At 68.9% G+C, this 25207-nt stretch carries 25 protein-coding genes; 12 read left to right on the forward strand and 13 right to left on the reverse strand.

Annotated elements, in window-relative coordinates:
- Nucleotides 1–60: 60 nt before the first annotated feature.
- From glmM to ACRYJK_RS01390, 7 genes are all read left to right on the forward strand, one after another.
- Entirely contained in the window at nt 61–1404 is a 1344-nt protein-coding gene (gene glmM, locus ACRYJK_RS01360; protein WP_482665797.1) for a phosphoglucosamine mutase, read from the forward strand.
- A complete protein-coding gene (locus tag ACRYJK_RS01365; protein WP_482665798.1) occupies nt 1401–1607 on the forward strand; it encodes a DUF1272 domain-containing protein in 207 nt (68 codons plus the stop codon). Before glmM ends, ACRYJK_RS01365 begins: the two co-directional genes overlap by 4 nt.
- Nucleotides 1608–1728: 121 nt before the next feature.
- The gene (gene thiD, locus ACRYJK_RS01370) at nt 1729–2874 is read left to right on the forward strand and encodes a bifunctional hydroxymethylpyrimidine kinase/phosphomethylpyrimidine kinase (protein ID WP_482665799.1); all 1146 of its coding nucleotides are present in this window, start codon (nt 1729–1731) and stop codon (nt 2872–2874) included.
- Entirely contained in the window at nt 2871–3455 is a 585-nt protein-coding gene (locus ACRYJK_RS01375; protein WP_482665800.1) for a ribonuclease HII, read from the forward strand. Before thiD ends, ACRYJK_RS01375 begins: the two co-directional genes overlap by 4 nt.
- A 417-nt stretch (nt 3456–3872) precedes the next feature.
- Nucleotides 3873–5006, forward strand: a complete 1134-nt coding sequence (locus tag ACRYJK_RS01380) for a DNA methyltransferase (RefSeq protein ID WP_482665801.1) — start codon at nt 3873–3875, stop codon at nt 5004–5006.
- 5 nt (nt 5007–5011) lie between these two features.
- Nucleotides 5012–6145: a dihydropteroate synthase gene (folP, locus tag ACRYJK_RS01385; RefSeq protein ID WP_482667367.1), complete on the forward strand. Its 1134-nt coding sequence runs from the start codon at nt 5012–5014 to the stop codon at nt 6143–6145.
- A gap of 58 nt (nt 6146–6203) precedes the next feature.
- Nucleotides 6204–6608, forward strand: coding sequence for a baeRF12 domain-containing protein (locus ACRYJK_RS01390; protein ID WP_482665802.1), 405 nt, complete (start codon nt 6204–6206; stop codon nt 6606–6608).
- A 70-nt stretch (nt 6609–6678) separates the two neighbouring features.
- Here the strand turns inward: ACRYJK_RS01390 and clpA are convergent, their stop codons facing one another.
- Nucleotides 6679–9030, reverse strand: a complete 2352-nt coding sequence (gene clpA / locus ACRYJK_RS01395; protein WP_482665803.1) for an ATP-dependent Clp protease ATP-binding subunit ClpA — start codon at nt 9028–9030, stop codon at nt 6679–6681.
- Between the two features lie 168 nt (nt 9031–9198).
- Nucleotides 9199–9393: a DUF1192 family protein gene (locus tag ACRYJK_RS01400; RefSeq protein ID WP_482665804.1), complete on the reverse strand. Its 195-nt coding sequence runs from the start codon at nt 9391–9393 to the stop codon at nt 9199–9201.
- 109 nt (nt 9394–9502) lie between these two features.
- Here ACRYJK_RS01400 and ACRYJK_RS01405 point away from each other — a divergent pair, with 109 nt between their 5' ends.
- Entirely contained in the window at nt 9503–10498 is a 996-nt protein-coding gene (locus ACRYJK_RS01405) for an NAD(P)H-quinone oxidoreductase (protein ID WP_482665805.1), read from the forward strand.
- Here the strand turns inward: ACRYJK_RS01405 and nth are convergent.
- Entirely contained in the window at nt 10466–11194 is a 729-nt protein-coding gene (gene nth / locus ACRYJK_RS01410; protein ID WP_482665806.1) for an endonuclease III, read from the reverse strand. The genes ACRYJK_RS01405 and nth overlap by 33 nt on opposite strands.
- Nucleotides 11191–11925: a 4-hydroxy-tetrahydrodipicolinate reductase gene (gene dapB / locus ACRYJK_RS01415; protein WP_482665807.1), complete on the reverse strand. Its 735-nt coding sequence runs from the start codon at nt 11923–11925 to the stop codon at nt 11191–11193. Before dapB ends, nth begins: the two co-directional genes overlap by 4 nt.
- Nucleotides 11926–12295: 370 nt before the next feature.
- Here dapB and ACRYJK_RS01420 point away from each other — a divergent pair, with 370 nt between their 5' ends.
- A complete protein-coding gene (locus ACRYJK_RS01420; RefSeq protein WP_482665808.1) occupies nt 12296–13471 on the forward strand; it encodes a sulfotransferase family protein in 1176 nt (391 codons plus the stop codon).
- A gap of 20 nt (nt 13472–13491) precedes the next feature.
- Here ACRYJK_RS01420 and ACRYJK_RS01425 read toward each other — a convergent pair whose 3' ends face one another.
- From ACRYJK_RS01425 to ACRYJK_RS01465, 9 genes are all read right to left on the reverse strand, one after another.
- Nucleotides 13492–13854 carry a HesB/IscA family protein gene (locus tag ACRYJK_RS01425; protein WP_482665809.1) on the reverse strand — a complete coding sequence of 121 codons (363 nt, stop codon included), beginning with the start codon at nt 13852–13854 and terminating at the stop codon, nt 13492–13494.
- On the reverse strand, nt 13854–14348 hold the full coding sequence (locus ACRYJK_RS01430; protein WP_482665810.1) for an SUF system Fe-S cluster assembly protein: 495 nt from the start codon (nt 14346–14348) through the stop codon (nt 13854–13856). Before ACRYJK_RS01430 ends, ACRYJK_RS01425 begins: the two co-directional genes overlap by 1 nt.
- Nucleotides 14345–15556, reverse strand: a complete 1212-nt coding sequence (locus tag ACRYJK_RS01435) for a cysteine desulfurase (protein WP_482667368.1) — start codon at nt 15554–15556, stop codon at nt 14345–14347. Before ACRYJK_RS01435 ends, ACRYJK_RS01430 begins: the two co-directional genes overlap by 4 nt.
- Nucleotides 15557–15657: 101 nt before the next feature.
- The gene (locus tag ACRYJK_RS01440) at nt 15658–16407 is read right to left on the reverse strand and encodes a SufD family Fe-S cluster assembly protein (protein ID WP_482665811.1); all 750 of its coding nucleotides are present in this window, start codon (nt 16405–16407) and stop codon (nt 15658–15660) included.
- Nucleotides 16395–16868 (reverse strand): hypothetical protein, encoded by a 474-nt coding sequence (locus ACRYJK_RS01445; protein WP_482665812.1) that lies wholly within the window; start codon nt 16866–16868, stop codon nt 16395–16397. The genes ACRYJK_RS01440 and ACRYJK_RS01445 overlap by 13 nt, the downstream gene beginning before the upstream one ends.
- The gene (sufC, locus tag ACRYJK_RS01450; RefSeq protein WP_482667369.1) at nt 16865–17608 is read right to left on the reverse strand and encodes a Fe-S cluster assembly ATPase SufC; all 744 of its coding nucleotides are present in this window, start codon (nt 17606–17608) and stop codon (nt 16865–16867) included. Before sufC ends, ACRYJK_RS01445 begins: the two co-directional genes overlap by 4 nt.
- 2 nt (nt 17609–17610) lie before the next feature.
- Complete coding sequence (locus ACRYJK_RS01455) at nt 17611–17994, reverse strand: endonuclease domain-containing protein (RefSeq protein ID WP_482665813.1); 384 nt, start codon at nt 17992–17994, stop codon at nt 17611–17613.
- 158 nt (nt 17995–18152) lie between these two features.
- Entirely contained in the window at nt 18153–19637 is a 1485-nt protein-coding gene (gene sufB / locus ACRYJK_RS01460; RefSeq protein WP_482665814.1) for a Fe-S cluster assembly protein SufB, read from the reverse strand.
- Complete coding sequence (locus ACRYJK_RS01465; RefSeq protein ID WP_482665815.1) at nt 19634–20068, reverse strand: RrF2 family transcriptional regulator; 435 nt, start codon at nt 20066–20068, stop codon at nt 19634–19636. Before ACRYJK_RS01465 ends, sufB begins: the two co-directional genes overlap by 4 nt.
- Nucleotides 20069–20340: 272 nt before the next feature.
- Here ACRYJK_RS01465 and ACRYJK_RS01470 point away from each other — a divergent pair, with 272 nt between their 5' ends.
- The 3 genes from ACRYJK_RS01470 (at nt 20341) to ACRYJK_RS01480 (ending at nt 25095) form a co-directional block, all read left to right on the forward strand.
- Nucleotides 20341–21408 carry a quinone-dependent dihydroorotate dehydrogenase gene (locus ACRYJK_RS01470; RefSeq protein WP_482667370.1) on the forward strand — a complete coding sequence of 356 codons (1068 nt, stop codon included), beginning with the start codon at nt 20341–20343 and terminating at the stop codon, nt 21406–21408.
- A gap of 31 nt (nt 21409–21439) precedes the next feature.
- Nucleotides 21440–23257 (forward strand): gamma-glutamyltransferase, encoded by a 1818-nt coding sequence (gene ggt / locus ACRYJK_RS01475; protein WP_482665816.1) that lies wholly within the window; start codon nt 21440–21442, stop codon nt 23255–23257.
- A 71-nt stretch (nt 23258–23328) separates the two neighbouring features.
- Nucleotides 23329–25095, forward strand: a complete 1767-nt coding sequence (locus tag ACRYJK_RS01480; RefSeq protein ID WP_482667371.1) for an AMP-dependent synthetase/ligase — start codon at nt 23329–23331, stop codon at nt 25093–25095.
- Nucleotides 25096–25207: the final 112 nt, after the last annotated feature.

Below are 25207 nucleotides of genomic sequence, written 5' to 3' on the forward strand. Positions count from 1 at the left end.
TTTCTCCGGGGCGCCGGGGCCCTATGCGCGGCAGCACGCACGGCAGCGCGAAGGTTCCCCATGGCAAGACGTTTCTTTGGCACCGACGGCATCCGCGGCCTGACCAACGCGCACCCGATGACTGCCGAAGTCGCTATGAAGGTGGGCATGGCCGCTGGCGCGCATTTCCTGCGCGGCGACCACAAGCATCGCGTGGTGATCGGCAAGGACACGCGCCTGTCGGGCTATATGCTCGAGAACGCGATGGTCGCGGGGTTCACTGCGGTTGGCATGGACGTGGTGCAGGTGGGGCCGATGCCGACCCCGGCGGTGGCGCTGCTCACCCGATCGATGCGCGCCGATTTGGGCGTGATGATCTCGGCCAGTCACAACCCCTATCACGACAATGGCATCAAGCTGTTCGGCCCCGACGGCTACAAGCTGTCCGACGCGGACGAACTGGCGATCGAGGCGCTGCTGGAGGAAGCTCCCCCGCTCGCCGAACCCGCCAACATCGGCCGCGCACGCCGGATCGAGGACGCGCGCGGGCGATATATCCATGCGGTCAAGGCGAGCCTGCCCGAACGCGTCCGCCTCGACGGGCTCAAGATCGTCGTCGATTGCGCCAATGGCGCTGCCTACAACAGCGCGCCCACCGCGCTGTGGGAACTGGGCGCGGAGGTGATCACGCTCGGCGTCAATCCGAACGGCATCAATATCAACGACCGCTGCGGTTCGACGCACCCGCAGGCGCTCTGCGAGACGGTGGTGGCGAGCGGGGCGAATATCGGCATCGCGCTCGACGGCGATGCCGACCGCCTGATCGTCGCCGACGAACGTGGCGAGATCGTCGATGGCGACCAGATCATGGCGGCGCTCGGACTCGCTTGGGCGGCGGACGGACGGCTGCGCGGCGGCGGGATCGTCGCCACGATCATGTCAAACCTCGGCCTCGAACGGCGACTGGCGAGTGAGGGGCTGACCCTCGAGCGGACCAAGGTCGGCGATCGTTACGTGCTCGAACGGATGCGTGAGGGCGGCTTCAACGTCGGCGGCGAACAGTCGGGGCACATGATCCTCTCCGACCACGCGACCACGGGCGATGGCACCATCGCGGCGTTGCAGCTGCTCGCGGCGCTGATCGACAGCGGCAAGCCGGCGAGCGAATTCCTTCACCTGTTCGACAAGGTGCCGCAGCTCCTCAAGAATGTCCGCTATGCCAAGGGCCAGCGGCCGCTCGACGCCGACGCGGTGAAGACGGCGATCGCCGACGGCGAACACGAGCTTGGCGGTGCAGGCCGGGTGGTAATCCGCGCCTCGGGCACCGAACCCGTCATCCGGGTCATGGCGGAGGGCGACAACGCCGATCGCGTGACGCAGGTCGTGGACCGGATCTGCGCGGCGGTCGAGCAGGCGGCGGCATGAGCCTCGCCATGAAGGCGGCGTGCGAGCGCTGCGAAACGCCGCTCCCCGCGCACCTCCACGGCGCGTTCATCTGCTCGTTCGAGTGCACCTTTTGCGCCGAGTGCGCCGACGCGCTGGACGAGGTGTGCCCCAACTGCCGGGGTGAACTGGTCGACCGTCCAACGCGCTCGAAAAAAGCGCAGGCCGGAGTGGGCGGGGAATGAGAGGCTCCCGGCCGTTTATCCTGCTCCGTCACCCTGAACTTGTTTCAGGGTCCATGACGTGCCCTCCGCAGATGATGCTGAAACAAGTTCAGCATGACGGATTTTCGGAGGGGCCGCGCAAATGACCGCGCGTGTCCTCATCATCGCGGGCTCGGATTCCGGCGGGGGAGCCGGGATCCAGGCGGACATCAAAACGGTCACCCTGCTTGGCGCGCACGCTATGACCGCGATCACCGCGCTGACGGCCCAGAATACGCTCGGCGTGCAGGGGGTGCATCCGGTGCCGACCGACTTCGTTCTGGCGCAGATCGACAGCGTGGTGGGCGACATCGGCGTCGATGCGGTCAAGATCGGCATGATCGGCAGCGCCGAGACCAGCGCCGCGGTCGCCGAGCGGCTCGCCCGCGACGATCTGCGCGGTGTGCCGGTGGTGTTCGATCCGGTGATGGTCGCGACCAGCGGCTCCGTGCTCGCTGACGATGCGACCATTGCCGCGTTCGGCGCGCTGATGGATCGCGCGACGATCGCCACCCCCAACCGCGAGGAGCTGACCGCGCTGGGCGGGGTCGATGCGGTGCTGGCGCATGGCTGTGCGCTCCTCGAGAAGGGCGGGCATGACGAGGGCGAGCTCCTCACCGACACGCTGCATGTGGGCGGCGTCGACGCGCCCGAGCCGCTCATCTGGGAAGCGCCGCGCATCGACACGCGCCACACCCACGGCACCGGTTGCACGCTGGCGAGCGCGATCGCGACGGGGCTCGCGCAGGGCATGGCGCTGGTGCCCGCGGTAGCGCGCGCGCGCGATGTCGTCCGCCTCGCGCTTCACGCGGCGCCGGGGCTGGGGCAGGGCGCCGGGCCGATGGGCCATGCCGACCTCCGGACCGATGGCATCTTCACCGGACCCGCACCCAACCACGTCACGCTTCCCGCGCACGACGTCGATGTGAGCGTCGCGTTTTATCGCCGCCTCGGCCTCAAGCAGATCGTTGCCGCGCAGCATTATGCGCGGTTCGAGGCGGCCAACGGCGTCACGCTGTCGGTCGAACTCTCCGACGCGCCCGCCGGCGGGGCCGTCACCTACATCGAAAGCGGCGCGCTAGATGCGTGGACAGCCTATCTTTCGCGCAAGGGCGTCGCCTTCGACCAGCAGCCGCGCGACGAAGAGTGGGGCTGGCGCGAGGCCCGCCTGACCGACCCCGCGGGCAACGCGCTGTGCCTGTATCAAGCGGGCGAATATCGCCGTTTTCCGCCGTGGCGGGTCCAATGATCGTAGGCGTCGACGAAGCGGGGCGGGGGCCGCTGGCGGGGCCGGTGGTCGCGGCGGCGGTGGCGCTGTGCAAGCCGCGGCCATCGGGCATCGGCGATTCCAAGGCGCTCAACGCCGCCGCGCGTGCCAAGGCCGAGGCTGCGATCCTGCGGCGGTGCACGGTCGGCGTCGGCGTCGCGAGCGTCGAGGAAATCGACGCGCTCAACATCTTTGGTGCAACGATGCTGGCGATGACTCGCGCGGTGCTGAGCCTGTGCGAAGCCGCGGGTGCGGAGCCCGACGAGGTGCGCGTGGACGGCAACCTCACCCCGGCCGGACGGCGCGCGGAGTGGCGCTGGCGGGCGGTGCCGCTGGTCGGCGGCGATGCCCGCGACGCCTCGATCGGCGCCGCCTCGATCATCGCCAAGCAGCACCGCGACCGGCTGATGGCCGCCGCCTGCTCGACCTTCCCGGCCTATGGCTTCTCGCGGCACAAGGGTTACGGCACGCCGGACCACCTCGCCGCGCTTCGCGAACACGGTCCGTGTCCCCTCCACCGTCGCGGCTTCGCGCCCGTCGCTCAGCTTGAGCTGATGCTTTAGCGAAGGACCCGAATTCCCCTCCCCCCTGTGGGGAAGGGGAGGAGTAGGGGTGGGGGTCCGCTCGCGTCGGCGAGCGGAAAAGACGCTCAGCGGCGCCGCGATTCTGATCCTTCACGAGCCGTAGACGCGGCTCGGCCCCACCCCCGGCCCCTCCCCACAAGGGGAAGGGGAGGGTTGCCGTCAGTCCCGACCCCACAATGGGAAGGGGAATCAGAACAAATCCTCGTTCTGCTGAGTCTTTCGAGTCACACCACAACCGTTGGTGGCGCCGGGCATCTGCGACCCACCCGATGTTGCGCTTAGCCTCTCACGTGGTGAATCCTTTGGTAACCCTCGCTCGCTACTCTCGATCTCACCCAACTTGACCGGGAGTCCCCGCGGACTCACCATGCGCGGCGACACGGGGGGACGACGACGATGGGCGCTTTGACGAAGCTGCGACGACCGACCGCAGCGCGCGTGGTGGAGGCGACGGCGCCCGTGCTGCCACTCGACACCATCCTCGCCGGCGATTGCATCCAGCGCATGCGCGAACTGCCTGCCGCCAGCGTCGACATGATCTTTGCCGACCCGCCCTATAATCTACAGCTCGGCGGCGACCTGTTCCGGCCAGAAGGGGGCCGCGTCGACGCGGTCGACAACGACTGGGACAAATTCGACAGCCTCGCCGCCTACGACCGCTTCACCCATGCGTGGCTAGCGGAGGCGCGCCGCATCCTGAAGCCCGACGGCACAATCTGGGTGATCGGCAGCTACCACAACATCTTCCGCGTCGGGGCGGCGCTGCAGGATCAGGGCTACTGGATTCTCAACGACATTGTCTGGCGCAAGGCCAACCCGATGCCCAATTTTAAGGGCACGCGCTTCACCAACGCGCATGAGACATTGATCTGGGCTGCGATGGGGGAGGGGGCGCGCTACACCTTCAACTATCGCGCGATGAAGACGATGAACGACGAGCTGCAGATGCGCTCGGACTGGCTCATCCCGATCTGCGGCGGGCAGGAGCGCCTGCGCGACGGCAAGGTGAAGACGCACCCCACGCAAAAGCCCGAGGCGCTGATCTACCGCGTGCTGCTCGCCTGCACCCAGCCCGGGGACGTGGTGCTCGACCCGTTCTTCGGCACCGGCACCACCGGCGCCGTCGCCAAGCGGCTCGGGCGGCGCTGGATCGGCATCGAGCGCGAGGACAGCTACATTCGCGCCGCGGAAACGCGCATCGCCAGCGCACTCCCGCTCGACGAACGCGCGCTCAAGACCATGCAGGCGCCCAAGGCGGCGACGCGGGTTGCGTTCGGCACGGTGGTGGAGGGCGGGCTGATCCCCGCGGGCACGACCATAGCCGATGCGAAGCGCCGCTGGCAGGCGGAGGTGCGCGTCGATGGCAGCCTCGTTTGTGGCGAGGAGACGGGTTCGATTCACCAAGTGGGCGCACGGCTCCAAGGGGCGCCGTCGTGCAACGGCTGGACCTTCTGGCATTATGACCGCGGCGGGGAGTGGGTCCCGATCGACCGCGCGCGGCAGGACTGGCTGCTCGCCAACGAGTATTGAGCGCGATGTGGGGCGCGGCCGCTGCGGAATTGCTGGCGCTGGCGCAGCGCGCGCCCGACGCGCGGCTGTACCTCCAGCCAACCGCCTTTGTGGAGCGCCCGCACGGCCTCGACGATGAGGTCGCGCGGATCGGTGGGAGCGCGCGCTGGTTTGCGGCGTGGCATGTCACACTGCGGCACGAGGGTGGCCGCGAGGAGGGGCAGGTCGCCGTCGCCGCCTTCGCCGATTGGTGCGCGCGGCTGCCTGACGCGCTGGCGGCGCGGGCGCAGCGGCTCGCCGGCAATGTCGCGATGATGCACGCTCCGTGGCAATTAGGGTCGCGCACGCTGCGCTTTGACGAGCCGCGGATCATGGCGATCCTCAACGTGACGCCGGACAGCTTCTCCGACGGCGGACGCTTTGCGGATGCATCCGCTGCAATCGGGGCGGGCCACGCCGCCGCGAGTGCGGGCGCGGACCTGCTCGACGTCGGCGGGGAAAGCACGCGCCCGGGTGCGCCGCTGGTTTGGGAGGGCGAGGAAGCCGAGCGTGTCGTGCCGGTGATCGAAGCGCTCGCCGCCGCGGGTCACGCGGTCAGCGTCGATACGCGCAAGGCCGGGGTAATGCAGGCCGCGCTCGCGGCGGGGGCGGCGATGGTCAACGACATCAGCGCGCTCGGCTATGACGACCGCGCGAGCGAGGTGGTCGCGGCGAGCGGCGCGGCGCTGTGCCTGATGCACGCGCCCAGCCAGTCCAGCGACCCGCATAAGGGGGCGACCTATGACGATGTCGCGCTCGACGTGTACGACTTCCTGGAGGCGCGGCTGGTGCATGCGCGCGCGGCGGGGATTGAGCACCTGTGCGTCGATCCGGGGCTCGGCTTCGGCAAGAGCGTCGCGGAAAATCTGCGGCTCGTGACCGCGTTGCCGATGCTGCACACGCTCGGCGCGCCGCTGTTGTTCGCCGCCAGCCGCAAGCGGATGATCGGGGCGCTCGATAACGAAGCTCCCGCCGACGCGCGGCTCGGCGGCAGCATCGCGCTCGCGGTGATGGCGGCACAGGCGGGGGCGAATATCATCCGCGTGCACGATGTCGCCGAGACCCGGCAGGCGCTTCGCGTCGTGCGCGGGGAGCGTGACGCGGCGCTCAGCCGGCGCTGACGGAAACTCCCCGCGTCGCGCGCGTTCAGCCAACGACTTTCACAACCAGAGGATCATCATGCTGCTGCCCCACGGAGCCGTCGTTGCCGTTATCGATGGCGAACATCTTAACCTGTTCAAAAACAGCGGTAACGAACAGGAGATGAAGCTGACGGCGATGGATTCGCCCAAGCTTTCGACCGAAGGCGGCCCGTCGGCCAGCAAGAGCTCGGGAAGCGCCAACCCGGAGGCGGGCGAGCATGGCGAGGATGCCTATGTCCGCCACGCGGCCGATTACCTCAACAATCAGGTGCTCGGACACAAGATCGAGAAGCTGGCGGTCATCGCGGCGCCCCGCGCCCTTGGCGAACTGCGCAAGCATTGGCACAAGCAGACCGAAGCGGCGATCGTCACCGAACTGTCGAAGACGCTGACCAATGCCAGCGTCAGCGACATCGAAAGCGCGCTGCACGCCGCGCGCTGATCGCCGAGCCGAAACCTCCTGACATAAAAGGCCGCCCGGGGTCGCCCGGGCGGCCTTTTCATTGCCGCGATCAGTCGGTCAGTTCGTCGGTCGGTTCGGCGCCCTCGCCGAGCGCGGCGGGGTCGGTCCGCCCCTTGCGACCGGCTTTCGGCGAGCGCGGCGGGGCCGGGGTGATCTCGAACGCCGGCGCGCCATCCTTGAGCGTCACCTTCACCTCGCCGCCGTTGGTGAGCTTACCGAACAGCAGTTCCTCGGCGAGCGGCTGCTTGATCTTCTCCTGGATCAGCCGCGCCATCGGCCGGGCGCCGTAGAGCTTGTCATAGCCCTTCTCGACCAACCAGGCGCGCGCCGGTTCGTCGAGGGTGACGTGCACGTTGCGATCGGCCAGCTGCGCTTCGAGCTGCACGACGAACTTGTCCACCACCCGCGAGACGACCTCCGGCGGGAGATAGCCGAACGGCACGATCGCATCGAGGCGGTTGCGGAACTCGGGCGTGAACATCCGCTTCACCGCGTCCTCCTGCACATCCTCACGCGAGGAGGCGCCGAAGCCGATGCCCTCGCGCGCCATGTCGGCGGCGCCCGCGTTGGTGGTCATGATCAGCACGACGTTGCGGAAATCGACGGTCTTGCCGTGGTGATCGGTGAGCCGCCCGTTATCCATCACCTGCAGCAGGATGTTGAACAGGTCGGGGTGCGCCTTTTCGATCTCGTCGAGCAGCAGCACGCTGTGCGGGTTCTGGTCGACCGCGTCGGTGAGGAGGCCGCCCTGATCGTAACCGACATAGCCCGGCGGCGCGCCGATGAGCCGGCTGACCGAATGGCGCTCCATATACTCGCTCATATCGAAACGCTGCATGGGGATGCCCATGATCGACGCGAGCTGTTTGGCGACCTCGGTCTTGCCGACGCCGGTGGGGCCGGTGAAGAGGTAGTTGCCGATCGGCTTGTCGGGATCGCGCAAGCCCGCACGGCTCAACTTGATCGCCGAGGACAGCACCTCGATCGCGCGGTCCTGGCCGAACACGACGCGCTTGAGGTCGGTTTCGAGCGAGGACAGCACCTTCTTGTCGTCGCTGGATACGGACTTCGGCGGGATGCGCGCCATGGTCGCGATGACCGCCTCAATGTCGCGCGCGGTGATCGTCTTGCGCCGCTTGTTGGGCGGCACGAGCATCTGCATCGCGCCCACCTCGTCGATCACGTCGATCGCCTTGTCTGGGAGCTTGCGGTCGTTGATGTAGCGCGAGGACAGGTCCACCGCCGCCTTGATTGCGTCGGGGGTGTATTTGACCCCGTGGTGGCTTTCGAACGCGGTGCGGAGGCCGGTCAGGATCTTGATGCTGTCCTCGACCGTGGGCTCGACCACGTCGATCTTCTGGAACCGCCGCAGCAGCGCGCGATCCTTTTCGAAATGGTTGCGGAATTCCTTGTAGGTGGTCGAACCGATGCAGCGGATCTGCCCGCCCGACAGCGCGGGCTTGAGGAGGTTCGATGCGTCCATCGCCCCGCCGCTGGTCGCGCCCGCGCCGATGACCGTGTGGATTTCATCGATGAACAGGATCGCGTGCGGCAGCGCTTCAAGCTCCGACACGACCTGCTTCAGCCGCTCCTCGAAATCGCCGCGATAGCGCGTACCAGCGAGCAGCGCGCCCATGTCGAGCGAGTAGATCACCGCCTCCTTGAGCACCTCGGGCACCTCGCCTTCGATGATCTTGCGCGCGAGACCCTCCGCGATGGCGGTCTTACCGACGCCGGGGTCGCCGACGAACAGCGGGTTGTTCTTGGAACGGCGGCAGAGGATCTGAATCGTGCGGTCGACCTCCGCCGAACGCCCGATCAGCGGGTCGACGCGGCCGTCCTTCGCCTTTTCGTTGAGGTTGACCGTATACTGGTCGAGCGCGCTTTCCTTCTTGGCGGCGCGTTCCTTCTTGCCCTCGTCGCGGGCGTCGTCGCGGCTCTCCTCCGCGGCGCCGCGTGGGACCGAACGCGTCGTTCCGTGCGCTAGGAAGCTCTTGACGCTGAGGCTCGTCATATCCTGCTCCTGCAGGAAATAGACGGCGTAGCTGTCCTTTTCATGGAATAGCGCGACCAGAACGTTGGCGCCGGTCACCTCGTCGCGCCCGGACGATTGCACGTGAAAGATCGCGCGCTGAACGACGCGCTGGAAGCCGGCGGTGGGCGACGGTTCGGTCACCGCGTTGAGCTTCAAACTGTCGAGGTCGTTGTCGAGATAATGCACGACCGTCTCGCGCAGCTCGTCGAGGTTGACCTCGCAGCCGATCATCACCGGCCGCGCATGTTCATCATCGATCAGCGCGAGCAGCAAATGCTCGAGCGTCGCGTGCTCATGGCGGCGGTCGGCGGCGTAGCGCAGCGCCTGGTGGATGGATTTTTCAAGACTTTCCGCGAACGACGGCATGTTGAGCCACTCCTGCCGGAGGGCCAGGCCGGTATCGTCGCCCCATGGTCGGGCGCGCCGTGGCTTCTCGATCGGGCCGTGGGTCGCGCGGATATGATCCCTTGAACCCCCAATATGTCGGAAGCGGGGCGCGGATTGGCAAGAGCTTTTGTCGCGGTTCGCGTGCGATCAGCTGCGAAACAGGGCTTCGGCGTCGAGCCGGGTGCTGCCGGCGCTCTCCAGCCGCCGCCGGGTGCGGGCGATCTCCGCCTCCAGCGCGGCAATGCGCGCCTCACATTCATGCGCGGACAGGCGGTCGAGATCCTCGCGCGCAAGGTCGGCGAGCGGTCCTTCGCGGCGGATGGGTTCGTCGTCGTCGAACATCGCGCGAGCCTCGCCCTCGCGTCGAGCGTCGTCAAGGGGGCGGGCGGTTGACCTCCCCGCCTGTGCGGCGCATTCCGCCGCGGCGAGGGACGCAGAAGGGGCAGCGGGGATGACTATTCCGAGGACAATGCGCGGGGTCGAAATCACGGCGCCGGGCGGGCCGGAGGTGCTGCGCGTCGCCGAACTGCCGGTGCCCACGCCCGCCGCCGGTAAGGTGCTGGTCCGCGTCGCTGCTGCCGGGGTCAACCGGCCCGACGTGCTGCAGCGCCGCGGCCTCTACCCCCCGCCGCCCGGTGCATCGCCGCTGCCGGGGCTGGAGATCGCCGGCGAAGTGGTGGCCACGGGCGAGGGCACTGGGCCGGAGTGGATGGGGCAGCCGGTCTGCGCGCTGATCGCGGGGGGCGGCTATGCCGAATATGCGACGGTCCCCGTCGGCAGCATCCTGCCCGTGCCGGCAGGGCTCGACATGGTCGAAGCGGCCGCGATGCCCGAGACGCTCTACACCGTTTGGAGCAACCTGTTCGAACGCGCCTTCGCTTCGGAAGGGGATACGGTGCTGGTGCACGGCGGGACCAGCGGCATCGGCACGATGGCGATCGCGCTCGGTCGCCTGTTCGACCTCACCACGATCGTCACGTGCGGCAGCGAGGAAAAGTGCGAGGCTGCACGGGCCTGGGGCGCAAGCCACGCCATCGACTACAGCCGGCAGGATTTCGTGGCGGAGGTGCTGCGCATCACCGACGGCAAGGGCGTGGCGGCGGTGCTGGACATGGTCGGCGGCGACTATGTGCCGCGCAACCTTCAGTGTCTCGCCGACGACGGGCGGCACGTGTCGATCGCTTTTCAACGCGGGGTGAAGGCCGAAATATCGATCACGGACATCATGCGCCGCCGCCTGACGCTCACCGGCTCGACGCTGCGAGCGCGGTCCGACGCGTTCAAGGCGAGCCTCACCGACGAAATCGCGCGCTCGGTCTGGCCGGCGGTGGCCGAAGGGCGGCTGCGCCCGGCGATCGACATGACGTTCCCGCTGAGCGAAGCGCCCGCCGCGCACGCGCGGATGGAGGCGGGCTCACATGTCGGAAAGATCGTTCTGACCGTCTGACGCGAGACTGTCCGTCGGGCCGACGGACGCGTCGGAACGCTTGGGCAGGCGACGCGCAGGGGGGCTGAGCACCTTGGCCTTGTAGTCGCACTGCGCGACCACGGGGCAGCGCCAGCATTCGGGCAGCCGCGCCTTGCAGGTGTAGCGCCCGAGCAGGATCAGCCAGTGATGCGCGTCGCGGCGGAAGGGCTTGGGCACGCGCTGCTCGAGCGCGGCTTCGACGGCGACGACATCCTTGCCGGGCGCGAGGCCGGTGCGGTTGGCGACGCGGAACACATGCGTATCGACCGCGAAGGTTTCCGCACCGAAGGCGCAGTTCATCACGACGTTGGCGGTCTTGCGCCCCACGCCCGGGAGCCGCTGCAACGCGTCGCGGTCGGTCGGCACCTTTCCGCCATGGTCCGCCAGCAGCGCCGCGGACATGGCGATGGTGTTCGCGGCCTTGGTGTTGAAGAGACCGATGGTGCGGATGTAGGTTTTGAGCCCCTCCTCGCCGAGCGCGAGCATGTCCTGCGGCGTTTTGACGCGCTCGAACAGCGGCGCTGTGGCGCGATTGACGCCGGCATCGGTCGCCTGCGCGGAAAGCAGTACCGCGACCAGCAGCTGGTAGTCGCTGCCATAATCGAGCTCGCTCTGCGGCTCGGGGTCGAGATCGCGCAGGATCGTGAAAAAGGCTTCGATCTGGGCGCGCTTCAAGCGGTTTCGAGCCCTAGCACGTCGTCCATCCGGTAACGACCGGGCGCTCGGCCGACCAGCCATTGCGCCGCCCGCAGCGCCCCGCGAGCGAAGATCATGCGGTCCTCGGCACGGTGGGCAAGGACCAGTCGCTCGCCATCACCGGCGAAGATGACGTCGTGATCGCCCGCCACGCTCCCGCCACGCATCGCAGCAAAGCCGATGGCGCCAGAACGGCGTGCGCCCGAACGGCCGCACCGCTCACCATCGCGCAGCTCGGCGAGGGGTGCCCGACGCCCCGCCGCAGCCGCTTCGCCGAGCAGGAGCGCAGTGCCGGACGGCGCGTCGACCTTGTGCCGATGATGCATCTCGGCAATCTCGATGTCCCACTCCGGGCCGAGCTTCGCCGCAGCCTCGCGCACCAGCCGCGCCAGCAGCGTGACGCCGAGCGAGGTGTTGCCGGTTTGGAGCACGGCAATTCGCTCCGCGGCCTGGTCGATCGCCGCGTGATGTTGCCCGTCAAGCCCGGTGGTGCCGATCAACAGCGGCGTCATCGTCTTCACTGCCGCTTTCAGCGTTGCGGGAAAGGCGTCGGGGCTGGAAAAATCGATCAGCACGTCGCTGTTCGTCGCCAGCGCGACGGCGTCACCACCGCGTTCAACTCCCGCGCAGGCGAGCGCCGCCTCGCCTGCCGCAGCGGCGATCGCCCGCCCCATGCGCCCGTGCGCGCCGATGATGCCGATGCTGGTCATGCGCGCCGACCTAGCCGTGGTTGCAGATGCGCGAAAGGGCCGCCGGGACTTGCCCGACGACCCTTCCGACATGGTCAGCGACCGGAGGTTGCCCAGCCGGAGCGCTATCAGCGCAGGGCGTCAGACGCCGCGCGCGCTCCGAAAGAACCTGACCGATCTCCTAGCTGAACCATGAGACATCGGATCACCTCCTTTCGCTGAAAGTTGTTGGGCATGTGCAGCTCCCTAAAGGTTCGGCACATGATGAATGTGGCGTCGCCGGGACTCGCTGACAAGACTTGAACTTGGCGGAAAAGCCGTCACACTCTTTCGCTCCGCGCGGCAGCACGATCGCGCTACATGCCTCGGAGAGCCTGCCATCGCCGCCAACTTGTCGCCGGACGATGAAGGCGCGGCCCGGCGTCAACGGCTCAACCAATGGCTCGACACGGCGTGGCGGCGGGGGTGGTCGCAGCGTCCGACTTTGGATCCGGCCGACCTCCTGCGGGCCGCGGGCGGCGCCGATCGAGATTTCGGCGATCCGGATCGCTGGCGCCCGCAATTTAACCGCCTTTGCGAAGGGCTGGGGCGGGACGCCCGGCTGACTCCCCTTGGCCGCACCATCGCGCATGGGCAAATCGTCGCGGCGCTGAATGGGCGGGCGGCGATGCAGCGGCTGCTCGCCCGCCATCCCGAGATCGAGACGCTGCCGATCGCACCGCCGATTATCATCGCCGGGCATATGCGGGGCGGCACGACGCGGGTGCAGCGCCTGCTCGCCGCGGACCCGGCGCGGGCGGGCACCAGGCTGTGGGAGAGCTGGACGCCCGTCGGCCGTTCACGAACCGTCCGCTGGGCCCGCGCGGTCGTCGGCTTGGGCCTCGCCCACCATGTCGCGCCGGCGATGCGCGCGGTACATCCGACCGAAGTGGGCGCCATCGACGAGGAGTTCGGTTACCACGCGCTGTCGCTGTGGGGGTCGCTGTTCGAGGCGCAATATCGTTTGCCCGATTACGCGCGCTGGTGCGAAAATGCCGACGCGCGCGGCGTTTATGCCGACTTCGCGACCCTGCTCCGCATCCAGCAGTGGCAGCGCGGTATGCGTCCAGGTGACACGCCTCGACCGTGGGTCCTGAAGCTGCCACAGCTCGTTCAGGACCTCCCAACGGTGTTGCAGGCGCTGCCCGAGGCGCGGCTGGTGCTGGTGACGCGCGAACGTGGCGCGGTAGTCGCGTCCGCCGCATCGCTTGTGGCGACGCAGCGGCGGACTCAGAGTGACGTGGTCGACCTGCACGAGATCGGCGCCGATTGGTCACGCAAGGTCGCGCTGCGAGAGGAGCGGCTCGCCCAAGCGCGCTCGATCGCAAAAGGCGCGGTGGCGGAGGTCGACTTCGCTGAGCTGGACGCCGACTGGGAGGCGGCGGTGGAGCGGCTCTACGCCGGGCTCGGCCTCACACTGGGCGACACTGCGCGCGCAGCAATGCGGCGTTACGTGCGCAAGGCCGAGCGCGAGCCGCGCCATCGTCATCGCTATCGCCCTGCGGACTTTGGTCTGGCCCCTGCCTAGCCTTCCGCGGACAGGCCGCTTCAGACTGTGAAGCTCTCCCCGCAGCCGCAGCTGCCTTTGGCGTTCGGGTTCTGAAACACGAAGCCCGCGGCGAAGTCGTCCTCGATCCAGTCCATCGTGCTGCCGATGAGGTAGAGGAGCGAGCCGCCATCGACGAACAGCGTGCCGCCGGGGGTGTCGATGCGCTCGTCGAAACCGACCACCTCGCTGACATAATCGACCGAGTAGGCAAGCCCCGAACAGCCGCGGCGGGGGGTGGAGAGCTTGACGCCGATCGCCCCTTCCGGCGCATCGGCCATCAGCCCGGCAATGCGCGCCTCCGCCGCCGGGGTGAGCGTCAGCGCCGCGGGGCGCGGGCGGGCAGTGGTCGTCGTCGCGCTCATCACAGCATCCCCAGCTCGAGCCGCGCCTCGTCGCTCATCGCCGACGGGTTCCACGGCGGATCCCAGACGAGATCGACGTCGACCAGTCCCACCCCCGGCACCGCGCCGGCGCGCAGCTCGACCTCGGCTGGCATCGATTCCGCCACCGGGCAATGCGGCGTGGTCAGCGTCATGCGGATGGTGACATGCCCGCCTTCGCCCACGATCACGTCGTAGATCAGCCCCAGGTCGTAGATGTTGACCGGGATTTCGGGGTCGTAGATTTCCTTGAGCGCGGCGACGACCGCCGCCTGCAATTCGCCGCCGGGCGCGATCGGGTCGGGCTCGGGCGGGGTCGCGGCGAGGAAGCCGTCGAGATAGTCGCGCTGGCGCGGCGCCGGTACCGCCGGCTCGGGTGCCACCTCGGGCGGGGGCGCGATGTCCGACACGCGGGCGCGCGGCGGTTTGTCCACCGCCTCCACCGTTTCGGTCGCAATCGGGCGAGGGTCGTTCATCCGAAAATCCTCCGCACTCTGACGATGCCGTCCACGAGTGACGCAATGTCGTCCCTATCGCTGTACGCAGCGAAGCTTGCCCGCGCGGTCGCGCCGACGCCGAGCGTGCGCATCAGCGGCTGCGCGCAATGATGGCCGGCGCGCACCGCGACGCCCGCTTCGTCCAATATGGTGCCGACATCGTGCGGATGCACCCCGTCGACGTTGAAGGCCAAGATGCCCGCGCTGTCCTCCGGCCCGTACAGGGTGACGCCGCCGATCCCGCGCAGCGCTTCACGCGCCTCAGCGACGAGCGCCGCCTCGTGGCGTTCGATCGCGTCGCGGCCGACCGCGTCGATCCAATCGAGCGCGGCGGCAATCCCGGCGGCCTCGACAATGGCGGGTGTGCCCGCTTCGAACCGCTGCGGTGGAGGGGCGAAGGTCGTGCGCTCGAACGTCACCTCGTCGATCATCGCGCCGCCGCCCTGCCACGGCGGCATGGCGTCGAGCAGCTCGCCGCGGCCCCACAATGCGCCGATGCCGGTCGGGCCGTACATCTTGTGTCCCGAGCAAGCGTAGAAGTCGCAACCCAGCGCGGCGACATCGACCGGCATCCGCGCCGCCGACTGGCAGCCGTCGAGCAGCAGCTTCGCGCCCGATCGCCGCGCCAGCTCCGCCGCGCGCGGCACGTCAAGCACCGAACCGAGCGCGTTGGAAACATGCGCCAGCGCGATCATCCCTATTCCGTCGCCGACCAGCGCCTCCGCCGCGTCGAGGTCGATGCGACCATCCGGGGTGAGCGGGCAGACCGCGACCTCCCATCCGGCGAGCTGCCAGGGGACGATGTTGCTGTGATGCTCGAGTTCGCTCAGGAGCACGCGGCGCGGGCGGCCCTTGGGCGAATAGCGGTGGGCGACGAGGTTGATCGCCTCGGTCGCGCCGCGTGTGAAAACGATCTCGTCAGCCACCCCGCCGAGGAACCGCGCCATGCGCTCGCGCGACGCTTCGAAGCTGCGGGTCATCGTCGCCGAGCGCGCGTACACGCCGCGGTGCACCGTCGCATACTCCGCCCCCATCGCGCGCACCGTCGCGTCGATCACGGACTGCGGCTTGTGCGCGGTGGCGGCGCTGTCGAGATAGTGCCAGCCGTCCGCGAGCGCCGGAAACTGCGCGCGTAGTTCCTCCCCGAGGCGGGGAGGGGGACCATCCGCAGGATGGTGGAGGGGCAGGTGCGGCGTTGCCGAACCGACGGCGGAGAGCTCGGTCGAGGGTGCCCCTCCACCAGCTTCGCTGGTCCCCCTCCCCGTGCCGGGGAGGATTTGGGTGTCGCTCACAGCATCGCCTCCAGTGCGGCGTCGGCGCGCGCGGCGAGCGTGTCGGCGTCGCCAGCGCCCTCGAACGCTTCGGCGAGGAACGCCTGCAGCATCAGCCGTCGCGCGGTCGCAGGGGGGAGGCCCCGCGCGGCGAGGTAGAACAGTGCGTTGCGGTCGAGTTCGCCCACGGTCGCGCCGTGGCCGCACTTCACGTCGTCGGCGTAGATTTCGAGGCTCGGCACCGCGTTGGCGCGCGCCCCGCGGTCGAGCAGCATGGCCTTGAACGACTGCTCGGCGTTGGTCTGCTGCGCCCCGCGCGCGACGCCGATGCCGCCGAGGAAGCTCGCCTGCGCGCGCCCGCCAGCTACCGCGCGCACCGTCTGCTGGGACGTCGCGCCGGGTTCGAGGTGGCGAATGTCGGTGACGATCTCCAGCCGCTGCGTTCCGCTCGCGAGGATCGCACCACCGACCTCGCAATGCGCGCCTTCGCTGAGCAGCGCGGTCAGCTCGACGCGGGCATAGTCGTGCCCCGCAACCAGGGTGTGGAGGTCGAACCGCCCCCCGCGCGCAATGTCGACGTGCAGGCGGACGATGCCGTGGTCCGGCACCGCGTCGACCACCCGCGCCGCCCGCTCAGCCGCAGCGACGACGATCCGCTCAGGCTCAGCCAGCGCAGGCCAGGCGCGTGCCACCGCCTCGTGATCGGCGTAGCGCCACGCTTCGTCGCGCGGGGAGGGGAGGGTCGCGCTCAGCGTCACGGGCGGCACCGAACCCGCGTGAGGTCGCCATTCTGCGTCAGGCGATCCCCGTCCGCGGACAACGACCAGCGGTAGTCGCCCGTCCAGCGTTCGCCTTCGCCCGCCAGCGCCAGCGTTACCCGCAGCGCGCCGTCGCTATCGACGACCGATTGAACCTCGCCTTCGCTTTCATAGAAGCGGACGCTCCGCTCGCCGATTTCGAGCCGGCCGTCGTCGAAGCTCGTGCCGCACTGCTCGCCGGCCATCCCCCAAGTGCCGCGAAAGCGCGCTGGGATGGTGGCAGAAGGCGCCTTTGTTTCAGCCCTCGGGGCGTCGGTCGCGCTCCGCGTCGGGGCGGGGCGCGTCGCCTCGTCGGCGGCCGCGCCGCGCGTCGTTTCGACGGTGGTGGCGGTGGTCGTCGCTTCCGACTGCTGGCAGCTCGCCACCAGCGTCACAGCACCGACCAGCGCGAGGCGGTGGATCATGCTCATGCCGCGATCGCCTCATAGCCTTGCTGTTCGAGTTCGATCGCGAGTTCGGGTCCGCCCGAGCGGACGATGCGTCCGCCGGCGAGGACGTGGACGAAGTCGGGGCGGACGATGTCGAGCAGCCGCTGATAGTGGGTGATGAGCAGCACCGCGCGGTCGGGGCGGCGCATGATCTGGTTGATGCCATCGCCGACGATGCGCAGCGCGTCGATGTCGAGCCCGCTGTCGGTCTCGTCGAGGATAGCGAGGGAGGGGCCGAGAATGCCGAGCTGCACCATCTCCGCGCGCTTCTTCTCGCCGCCCGAAAAGCCGACGTTCACCGGGCGCTTCAACATTTCCATGTCCATGCTAAGCCGCGCGGCTTCGGCGCGGGCGAGGCGCAGGAAGTCCGCCGCGCTCATGGGCGCTTCCCCGCGCGCGACGCGCTGCGCGTTGAGGCTCTCGCGCAGGAACTGCACCGAGCTGACCCCGGGGATCTCGACCGGGTACTGGAAACCGAGGAACAGCCCCGCCGCCGCCCGCTCGTGTGGTTCGAGTGCGAGGAGATCCTGACCGAGGAAGCTGACGCTGCCCCCCGTCACCTCATAGCCCGGCCGCCCCGCCAGCGTGTAACCGAGCGTCGATTTCCCCGCCCCGTTCGGCCCCATGATCGCATGAACCTCCCCCGCGTTGACGGTGAGGCTGAGGCCGTTGAGGATCGGCGTATCCGCGACGGTGGCGGAGAGGTTATCGATGTGGAGCATGCTCATCTCGAAAGCCCCTCCCCTTCAGGGGAGGGGTTGGGGTGGGGGCCCGCTGGCTCGCGCAGCGCGAGCGACAGGGCGGTCACAACGCCTTCGATGTTGTGCATCACGTCAGCATTGGAGACGCGGAAGGTGCGGTAGCCGAGCTCGGCCAACGCCTGCTCGCGCGCCAGGTCGACGGCAGGATCGTCGTGGGTGTCTCCATCGACTTCGACGATCAAGCGCGCGGCCGGACAAACGAAGTCCGCGATGTGATGACCGATCACTTGCTGGCGGCGAAACTTGTACCCCTCCAGCTGACCGTTGCTGAGTGCACGCCACAGGCGCTTCTCGGGCTCCGTCGGGTTGTTGCGCATGTCGCGGGCGCGGCGCTTCAACTCGTCCAAAGTGTGAACCGAGAGACCCCACCCCCGACCCCTCCCCTGAAGGGGCGGGGAGTTTAGGATGCGCGCATGGTCGCGGAGCGAACGGTGCGGCCTGCTCAACCCCTCCCCTTCAGGGGAGGGGTTGGGGTGGGGTCTCTCGTCAGGGCGGGCCGTCGCCATCACCCCACGCTCCCCTCAAGCGAAATGCCCAGCAGCTTCTGCGCCTCGACCGCAAATTCCATCGGCAGTTGCTGCAGCACTTCGCGGGCGAAGCCATTGACGATCAGTGCCACCGCCGCCTCCTGATCGAGGCCGCGCGACATGGCATAGAACAGCTGGTCGTCGCTGATCTTGGACGTCGTTGCTTCATGCTCGATCGTCGCGGAGGGGTTGGCGACTTCGATGTAGGGGATCGTGTGCGCGCCGCACTGGTCGCCCAGCAGCAGGCTGTCGCACTGGGTGAAGTTGCGCGCGCCCTCCGCCTGCGGGGCCACGCGGACGAGGCCGCGGTAGCTGTTGTCGCTGCGGCCCGCGCTGATCCCCTTCGACACGATGGTCGAGCGCGTGCCGCGGGCGTTGTGGATCATCTTGGTGCCGGTGTCGGCCTGCTGCATGTTGTTGGTCAGCGCGACCGAGTAAAATTCGCCGACGCTGTCCTCACCATTCAGCACGCAGCTCGGGTATTTCCAGGTAATCGCGCTGCCGGTCTCGACCTGCGTCCAGCTGACCTTCGACCGCGCGCCCTGGCACAGCGCGCGTTTGGTGACGAAGTTGTAGATGCCGCCCTTGCCCTCGGCATCACCGGGGTACCAGTTCTGCACGGTCGAGTATTTGATCTCGGCATCGTCCAATGCGACCAGCTCGACCACGGCGGCGTGGAGCTGGTTTTCATCGCGCATCGGCGCCGTGCAGCCTTCGAGATAGCTGACGTAGCTGCCCTTGTCCGCGACGATCAGCGTGCGTTCGAACTGGCCGGTGTTCTCAGCATTGATGCGGAAATAGGTGCTGAGCTCCATCGGGCAACGCACGCCCTCCGGAACGTAGACGAAGGTGCCATCGGAAAAGACCGCGCAGTTCAACGTCGCGAAATAATTGTCGCGCATCGGCACGACCTTGCCCAGCCATTTGCGGACGAGCTCGGGATATTCGCGGATCGCTTCGGAGATGGGGCGGAAGATGACGCCCGCGGCCTCGAGTTCCTTGCGGAAGGTGGTGGCGACGCTGACGCTGTCGAACACCGCGTCGACCGCGACCTTGCGTGCGCCCTCGACCCCGGCGAGCACCTTTTGCTCCTCGATCGGGATGCCGAGTTTTTCGTAGGTGCGGCGGATTTCCGGGTCGAGCTCGTCGAGGCTCGCCAGCGTCGGCTTCTTCTTGGGCGCCGCGTAATAATAGGCGTCCTGGTAGTCGATCGGCGGCACGTTGAGCTTGGCCCAGTCGGGCGGGGTCAGCGTCAGCCAATGCCGGAACGCCGCCAGCCGCCATTCGAGCATCCATTCGGGCTCGTTCTTTTTGGCGGAGATGTAGCGGACGGTGTCCTCGTTGAGGCCTTTGGGCGCGAATTCCTGCTCGACGTCGGCGGTGAAACCCCATTCGTAGGTTTCGAGCCGCTTGGCGGCGTCGCGCGCTTCCTGATCGAGGACGGGGGCTTCGGGGGCGTTCATGGCGTAGGCTCCGGCGCGAGGGCGGCGCAGGCTGGGGCAAAGGCGGTCAGCGGCACGCTCGCCAGCGCATCGCGTACGAGGCCCGATACCCCGCTCCAGCGCGCGCGGATGCGGCAGTGGTCGTCGAGCACGCAGCGGTGGCGTACGTCGGCGTCGAGGCAGGTGGTGAGCGCAATCGGCCCCTCGATCGCCTCGACGATGTCGGCGAGGCTGATGTCGGCGGCCTCCCGCGCGAGCCGCACCCCGCCGCTCACCCCGCGCGAGGAGGCAAGAATCTGTGCGCGGACGAGTTGCCCGACGAGCTTGTTGACGGTCGGCGCGGGAATGCCGGTGCGCGCCGAGAGCGACCCCACCGTCGCACGCACGCCCCCCTCCGCCGCGAGCGCGGACACGAGGAGAACGGCATAGTCGGCGGCAGTGCTGACGCGCATGGAAGCTCGCGATTTGGAAATGCGACCGTCGCGGTCGTGATTGGCAAATAGTGTAGCGGTGAGGTTGGCGCAACCGCTTCTCCCTCCCCCTTGTGGGGGAGGGCCGGGGTGGGGGCCCGCTCGCGTCTGCGAGCGAATGAGACTTCGTCCGACGCCGCTGTCTTTTGGGCCGCGGACGCGGCCCAGCCCCCTCCCCAACCCCTCCCCACGAGGGGGAGGGGCGCGAGTTGGGTCGCTTGCGTCCGTTCACTTGCCGCGCCATCGCGCAGATCATGCTGTTCCGCCTCGCCAAGCCGCTGATCCACCGCACCGACCCGGAGCTCGCGCATCGAGCGACGATCGCCGCGTTGGCGCATCTGCGGCCGGGCGATTTGCCGGCCTATGACGCGCGGTTGGCGGCGCGCGTGGGCACGCTGACCTTCGCGCATCCGCTGCTGCTCGCAGCCGGGTTCGACAAGGATGCGCGGGCGGCGCATCGGCTGGGGTCGCTCGGTTTCGCCGGGGGCGAGGTCGGTACGCTGACGCCGCTGGCGCAGGCGGGCAATCCGCAGCCGCGACTGTTCCGCCTGACCGAGGACCGTGCGGTGATTAACCGCATGGGGTTCAACAATGATGGCCAGCCGGCGGCGCTGCATCGCCTCGCGCTGCTGCATGGGCGGCCGGGGCGAGCGCCGGTCGGGGTCAACATCGGCGCCAACAAGGACAGCGCCGACCGCATCGCCGATTATGCTTGCGGGGTGCAGGCGATGGCGGGGGTGGCGGATTGGCTGACGGTGAACATCAGTTCGCCCAACACGCCCGGCTTGCGTGCGCTGCAGGACGAAGGGCAGCTCGACGCGCTGCTGAGCGCGGTGGTCGAAGCGGCGCGAGAGGTGGATGCGCCGCCAATCTGGCTCAAGGTCGCGCCCGACCTCGACCGCGAGGGATTGGCGGGGGTGGTGCGCGCCGCGGTCGATCACGGCCTCGACGCGATCGTCGTCGGTAACACCACTATTCAGCGCCCGCCGCTCCACAGCGCGGACGCATTAGAGGGCGGGGGGCTGTCGGGGGTGCCGCTTGGCCCGATTGCGCGCGCGGCGCTGATCGAGACGCTGGCGGTCGCCGACGGGGCGATCCCGATCGTCGCCGCGGGTGGAATCGCCAGCGCGGCGGACCTGTGGGACCGTCTCGCGCTGGGGGCGAGCGCGGCGCAATTCTATAGCGCGCTGGTCTATGCGGGGCCGAGCCTGCCCAAGCGGATAGTGCGCGATCTGCGCGCGATGCTCGACCGTTCCGGCGTCGCCGATGTGGCGGCGCTGATCGGGTCGCGGCTCGTCCCGCCGCCGGTGAAGGGCAATTGACCGCGCGCGCGAGACGGTTACCGTTTCAACTATGTTGCATGCCATCCGCACTTCGCTGAGCGCGGCGATCGCGCTCGCCATCGCCGCCCCCGCACTCGCTCAAACCAGCCAGGTGCCGACCGCTCCTGCCGCCGCCGACGCGACCACCGCGCCGCGCATCACCGGCACGTTCGAGCGCGGCGCGCAGGTGGCGAGCGGCGAGGCGCTTGTCTCCGCCGCCGACCCGCGTGCGAGCGAGGCGGGGGCGGAGATGCTGCGCGCGGGCGGCAGCGCGGCGGACGCGGCGGTGGCGACGATGCTCGCGCTGACGGTGGTCGAACCGCAGTCGAGCGGCATCGGCGGCGGCGGCTTCTTCGTCTATCGCGACGACAAGGGCGAGGTGACGACCATCGACGGGCGCGAGGTCGCACCCGCGGCGGCGCGCGCGACGCGCTTCCTCGGCGCCAACGGTCGCGCGATGGGCATGGACGTGGCGGTGCCAGGCGGGCTGTCGGTCGGCGTGCCGGGCAGCGTCGCGCTGGCGGCGGAGGTGCATCGCCGCCACGGCCGCCTCCCCTGGGCGCAACTGTTCGCCCCCGCCATTCGCCTCGCGCGGCAGGGCTATACGGTGTCGCCGTGGCTCGCTGCGTCGCTGCAGGGGATGGAGCGGCGCTGGGCGGACTTCCCGCAGATGCGCGCGATTTGGTTCATCGACGGCCGTCCGGCGCGCGCCGGCGAGACGATCCGCAACCCGGCGCTGGCGGCAACGCTCGAGCTGGTCGCACGGCGGGGACCAAGCGCCTTCTATACAGGCCCGGTGGCACGGCAGATCGTCGCGGCAGTGCGCAGCGCGCCGCGCAATCCCGGTGACATGACCGAAGCCGACCTCGCCGGCTATCGCGTGGCGCCGCGCGATGCGCTGTGCACCACCTATCGCGCGCACCGCATCTGCACGATGGGGCCGCCGTCGTCGGGCGGCACCACGGTGTTCGCAATGCTGGGAATGCTCGAGGGTTACGACCTCAAGGCGATGGGGCCGACCAATCCGATGAGCTGGCATGTCATGCGCGAAGCGATGCGCCTCGCCTATGCCGACCGCGATCTCTACGTCGGCGATCCGGGCTTCGTCGACGTGCCGACCGCGGGGTTGATCGACCGGGGCTACCTCGCCGGGCGCGCGCGCCAAATTTCGCCGTTCCGCGCGCTTGAGCGGGTGACGCCCGGGACGCCGCCAGGGGCGCAGCCGCGCACCGGCACACCGACCAACGAAGTGCCCTCCACCTCGCACTTCGTCGCGGTCGACCGCGCGGGCGGCGTCGCCAGCTGGACCAACACCGTCGAGGGCGTGTTCGGCAGCCAGCTGGTCGCGGGCGGGATGGTACTCAACAACGAGCTCACCGACTTCTCGCTCACCCCCACGCGTGCCGACGGTGCGCCGGTCGCCAATCGCGTCGAGCCAGGTAAGCGGCCGCGATCGTCAATGACGCCGACGATCGTCTTCGCGCCCGACGGGCGTCCGCTGATGGCGGTCGGCTCCGCCGGGGGGCCGCGCATCATCATGCATGTGCTGAAGAGCATCGTCGGCGTGGTCGATTTCGAGCTGCCCGTCGATCAGGCGCTGGCGCTGCCCAACCTCTACATGGCGGGGGATGGCGACATCATCGAAAATACCCAGCTCGGCCGCACGCTCGCGCCGCAGCTGGCGCCGTTCGGGCGCACCATCGTCACCGCCGAGCTGGGGTCGAAGATCAACGCCGCGCTTGCCGCTCCCGATGGGCGGTGGACCGGCGCTGCCGACCCGCGCAGCGTCGGCGCGGTGAGCATCGCCGCGACCGGCACCCCGCGCGCGCCGGCGCCGACGCGCCGCTGACCCGCCCCCTCCCAGGAGCCATAGCTTTGCCTAAGCCCGCCCGCATCGACGGCTACCCCAATCTGGTCGCGATGTTCCTCGACCGCGCCGACGCGCATCCTGACCTGCCGCACCTGTGGCATAAGGCCGATGGCACCTGGCATCCGCGTAGCTGGGGGGAGACGCGCGAGACCGTGGCGCGGCTGGCGGCAGCGCTGCGCCGGCTCGGGCTGCATCCCGGCGACCGCGTCGTGCTGGTGAGCGAGAACCGGCCCGAATGGTTCATCGCCGACCTCGCCATCATGGCGGCGGGGTGCGTGACGGTGCCGACCTACACCACCAACACCGAACGCGACCACCTCCACATTCTCGAGAACAGCGGCGCGCGGGCGGTGATCGCCTCCACCGCCAAGCTCGCGAAAACGATCCTCCCCGCGACGCTGCGCGCCGATGTCGATGACCTGATCGTGATGGAGGATTTCCCCGTCAGCCAGCAGGGCGCGCCACAGGTCCACCGCTGGGACGCGTTAATCGCCAGCGTGACCGATGTCGCTGCTGCCGACGCGGCGATGCGCGAGACCGCTGCGCGGCTGAAACGCGAAGACCTTGCCTGCCTCATCTACACCTCTGGCACAGGCGGCGCGCCGCGCGGAGTGCGCCAGCATCACGGCGCGATCCTTCATAATGCCGAAGGCGCAGCCGCGGTGCTGGTCGAGGATTTCGACGTGCGGGACGAGGTGTTCCTCTCGTTCCTGCCGCTGAGCCATGCTTACGAACACACCGGCGGGCAATATCTCCCGCTCGCAGTGGGGGCGCAGATCTACTACGCCGAGGGGCTCGAGAAGCTCGTTTCCAACATCGAGGAGACGCGGCCGACGGTGATGGTCGTGGTGCCGCGCCTGTTCGAGGTGATCCGCGCGCGCATGATCAAGGCGGTCGAGAAGCAAGGCTCCTCGGCGCAGTATCTGCTCAAACAGGCGCTCGACCTCGGCGCAAAGGATTATGATCGCAAGCTCAGGCTTTGGCATCGGCCGATGGACTTCGTGCTCAACCGCACGCTGCGACCCAAGATCCGCAAGCGCTTCGGCGGGCGGCTGAAGGCGATGGTGTCGGGCGGCGCGCCGCTCAATCCCGACATCGGCGTGTTCTTTCACTCGGTCGGCGTGACGCTACTGCAGGGCTACGGTCAGACCGAGGCGGGGCCGGTGATCAGCTGCAACCGCCCGCGCGCCGGCATCCGCATGGACACCGTCGGCCCGCCGCTCAAGAACACCGAGGTGCGGATCGCCGAGGATGGCGAGATCCTGGTGCGCGGTGAACTCGTCATGCACGGCTACTGGCAGAACGAGGCGGAGACGCGCCGCGTTCTCAAGGACGGCTGGCTCTACACCGGCGACATCGGTGAGTTCGATAAGGCGGGGCGGCTCAAGATCACCGATCGCAAGAAGGACCTGATAGTCAACGACAAGGGCGACAATGTCTCGCCGCAGCGGGTCGAGGGGATGCTGACGCTGCAGCCCGAGATCGGCCAGGCGATGGTCTATGGCGACCGCCGCCCGCACCTCGTCGGCATCCTCGTCCCCGACGCGGAGTGGCTGGCGGAGTTCGCGCCGACGCTGGGCATGAAGGCGAGCGACGCCGCGCTGATGCAGCGCCCCGAACTCCGCACCGCGCTTCGCGCCGCGGTTGACCGCGTCAACGCGGGGCTGAGCGTGGTCGAAAAGGTGCGCAAGTTCGACCTCGCCGACGAGCCCTTCTCGATCGAGAACGAACAGATGACCCCCTCGATGAAAATCCGCCGCCACGTGCTGGGCAAGGTGTACGCCGACAAGATCGCCGCGCTCTACGGGCGGGAGTAACGTGCACCCCCTCCCCCTTGTGGGGAGGGGGAGGGGCGGGGGCCCGCTGGCGTCTGCGAGCGGCTGAGACTCCCGGCGGCGCCACGCTATGATGTTCACGAGCCGCAGACAC

It is taken from the genome of Sphingomonas sp. BLHR8 (assembly GCF_056821725.1).

Excerpts from the sequence above, each read along its gene's own strand:
- ACRYJK_RS01375 (WP_482665800.1), top strand. The coding sequence starts at position 2,871 with ATGATCGTAGGCGTCGACGAAGCGGGGCGGGGGCCGCTGGCGGGGCCG.
- ACRYJK_RS01390 (WP_482665802.1), top strand. The coding sequence starts at position 6,204 with ATGCTGCTGCCCCACGGAGCCGTCGTTGCCGTTATCGATGGCGAACAT.
- folP (WP_482667367.1), top strand. The coding sequence starts at position 5,012 with ATGTGGGGCGCGGCCGCTGCGGAATTGCTGGCGCTGGCGCAGCGCGCG.
- clpA (WP_482665803.1), bottom strand. The coding sequence starts at position 9,030 with ATGCCGTCGTTCGCGGAAAGTCTTGAAAAATCCATCCACCAGGCGCTG.
- ACRYJK_RS01425 (WP_482665809.1), bottom strand. The coding sequence starts at position 13,854 with ATGAGCGCGACGACGACCACTGCCCGCCCGCGCCCCGCGGCGCTGACG.
- ACRYJK_RS01445 (WP_482665812.1), bottom strand. The coding sequence starts at position 16,868 with ATGAGCATGATCCACCGCCTCGCGCTGGTCGGTGCTGTGACGCTGGTG.
- ACRYJK_RS01400 (WP_482665804.1), bottom strand. The coding sequence starts at position 9,393 with ATGTTCGACGACGACGAACCCATCCGCCGCGAAGGACCGCTCGCCGAC.
- ACRYJK_RS01470 (WP_482667370.1), top strand. The coding sequence starts at position 20,341 with ATGCTGTTCCGCCTCGCCAAGCCGCTGATCCACCGCACCGACCCGGAG.
- sufB (WP_482665814.1), bottom strand. The coding sequence starts at position 19,637 with ATGAACGCCCCCGAAGCCCCCGTCCTCGATCAGGAAGCGCGCGACGCC.
- ACRYJK_RS01430 (WP_482665810.1), bottom strand. The coding sequence starts at position 14,348 with ATGAACGACCCTCGCCCGATTGCGACCGAAACGGTGGAGGCGGTGGAC.
- sufC (WP_482667369.1), bottom strand. The coding sequence starts at position 17,608 with ATGCTCCACATCGATAACCTCTCCGCCACCGTCGCGGATACGCCGATC.
- ACRYJK_RS01365 (WP_482665798.1), top strand. The coding sequence starts at position 1,401 with ATGAGCCTCGCCATGAAGGCGGCGTGCGAGCGCTGCGAAACGCCGCTC.
- ACRYJK_RS01380 (WP_482665801.1), top strand. The coding sequence starts at position 3,873 with ATGGGCGCTTTGACGAAGCTGCGACGACCGACCGCAGCGCGCGTGGTG.
- ACRYJK_RS01480 (WP_482667371.1), top strand. The coding sequence starts at position 23,329 with ATGTTCCTCGACCGCGCCGACGCGCATCCTGACCTGCCGCACCTGTGG.
- ggt (WP_482665816.1), top strand. The coding sequence starts at position 21,440 with ATGTTGCATGCCATCCGCACTTCGCTGAGCGCGGCGATCGCGCTCGCC.
- dapB (WP_482665807.1), bottom strand. The coding sequence starts at position 11,925 with ATGACCAGCATCGGCATCATCGGCGCGCACGGGCGCATGGGGCGGGCG.
- glmM (WP_482665797.1), top strand. The coding sequence starts at position 61 with ATGGCAAGACGTTTCTTTGGCACCGACGGCATCCGCGGCCTGACCAAC.
- thiD (WP_482665799.1), top strand. The coding sequence starts at position 1,729 with ATGACCGCGCGTGTCCTCATCATCGCGGGCTCGGATTCCGGCGGGGGA.
- ACRYJK_RS01405 (WP_482665805.1), top strand. The coding sequence starts at position 9,503 with ATGACTATTCCGAGGACAATGCGCGGGGTCGAAATCACGGCGCCGGGC.
- ACRYJK_RS01465 (WP_482665815.1), bottom strand. The coding sequence starts at position 20,068 with ATGCGCGTCAGCACTGCCGCCGACTATGCCGTTCTCCTCGTGTCCGCG.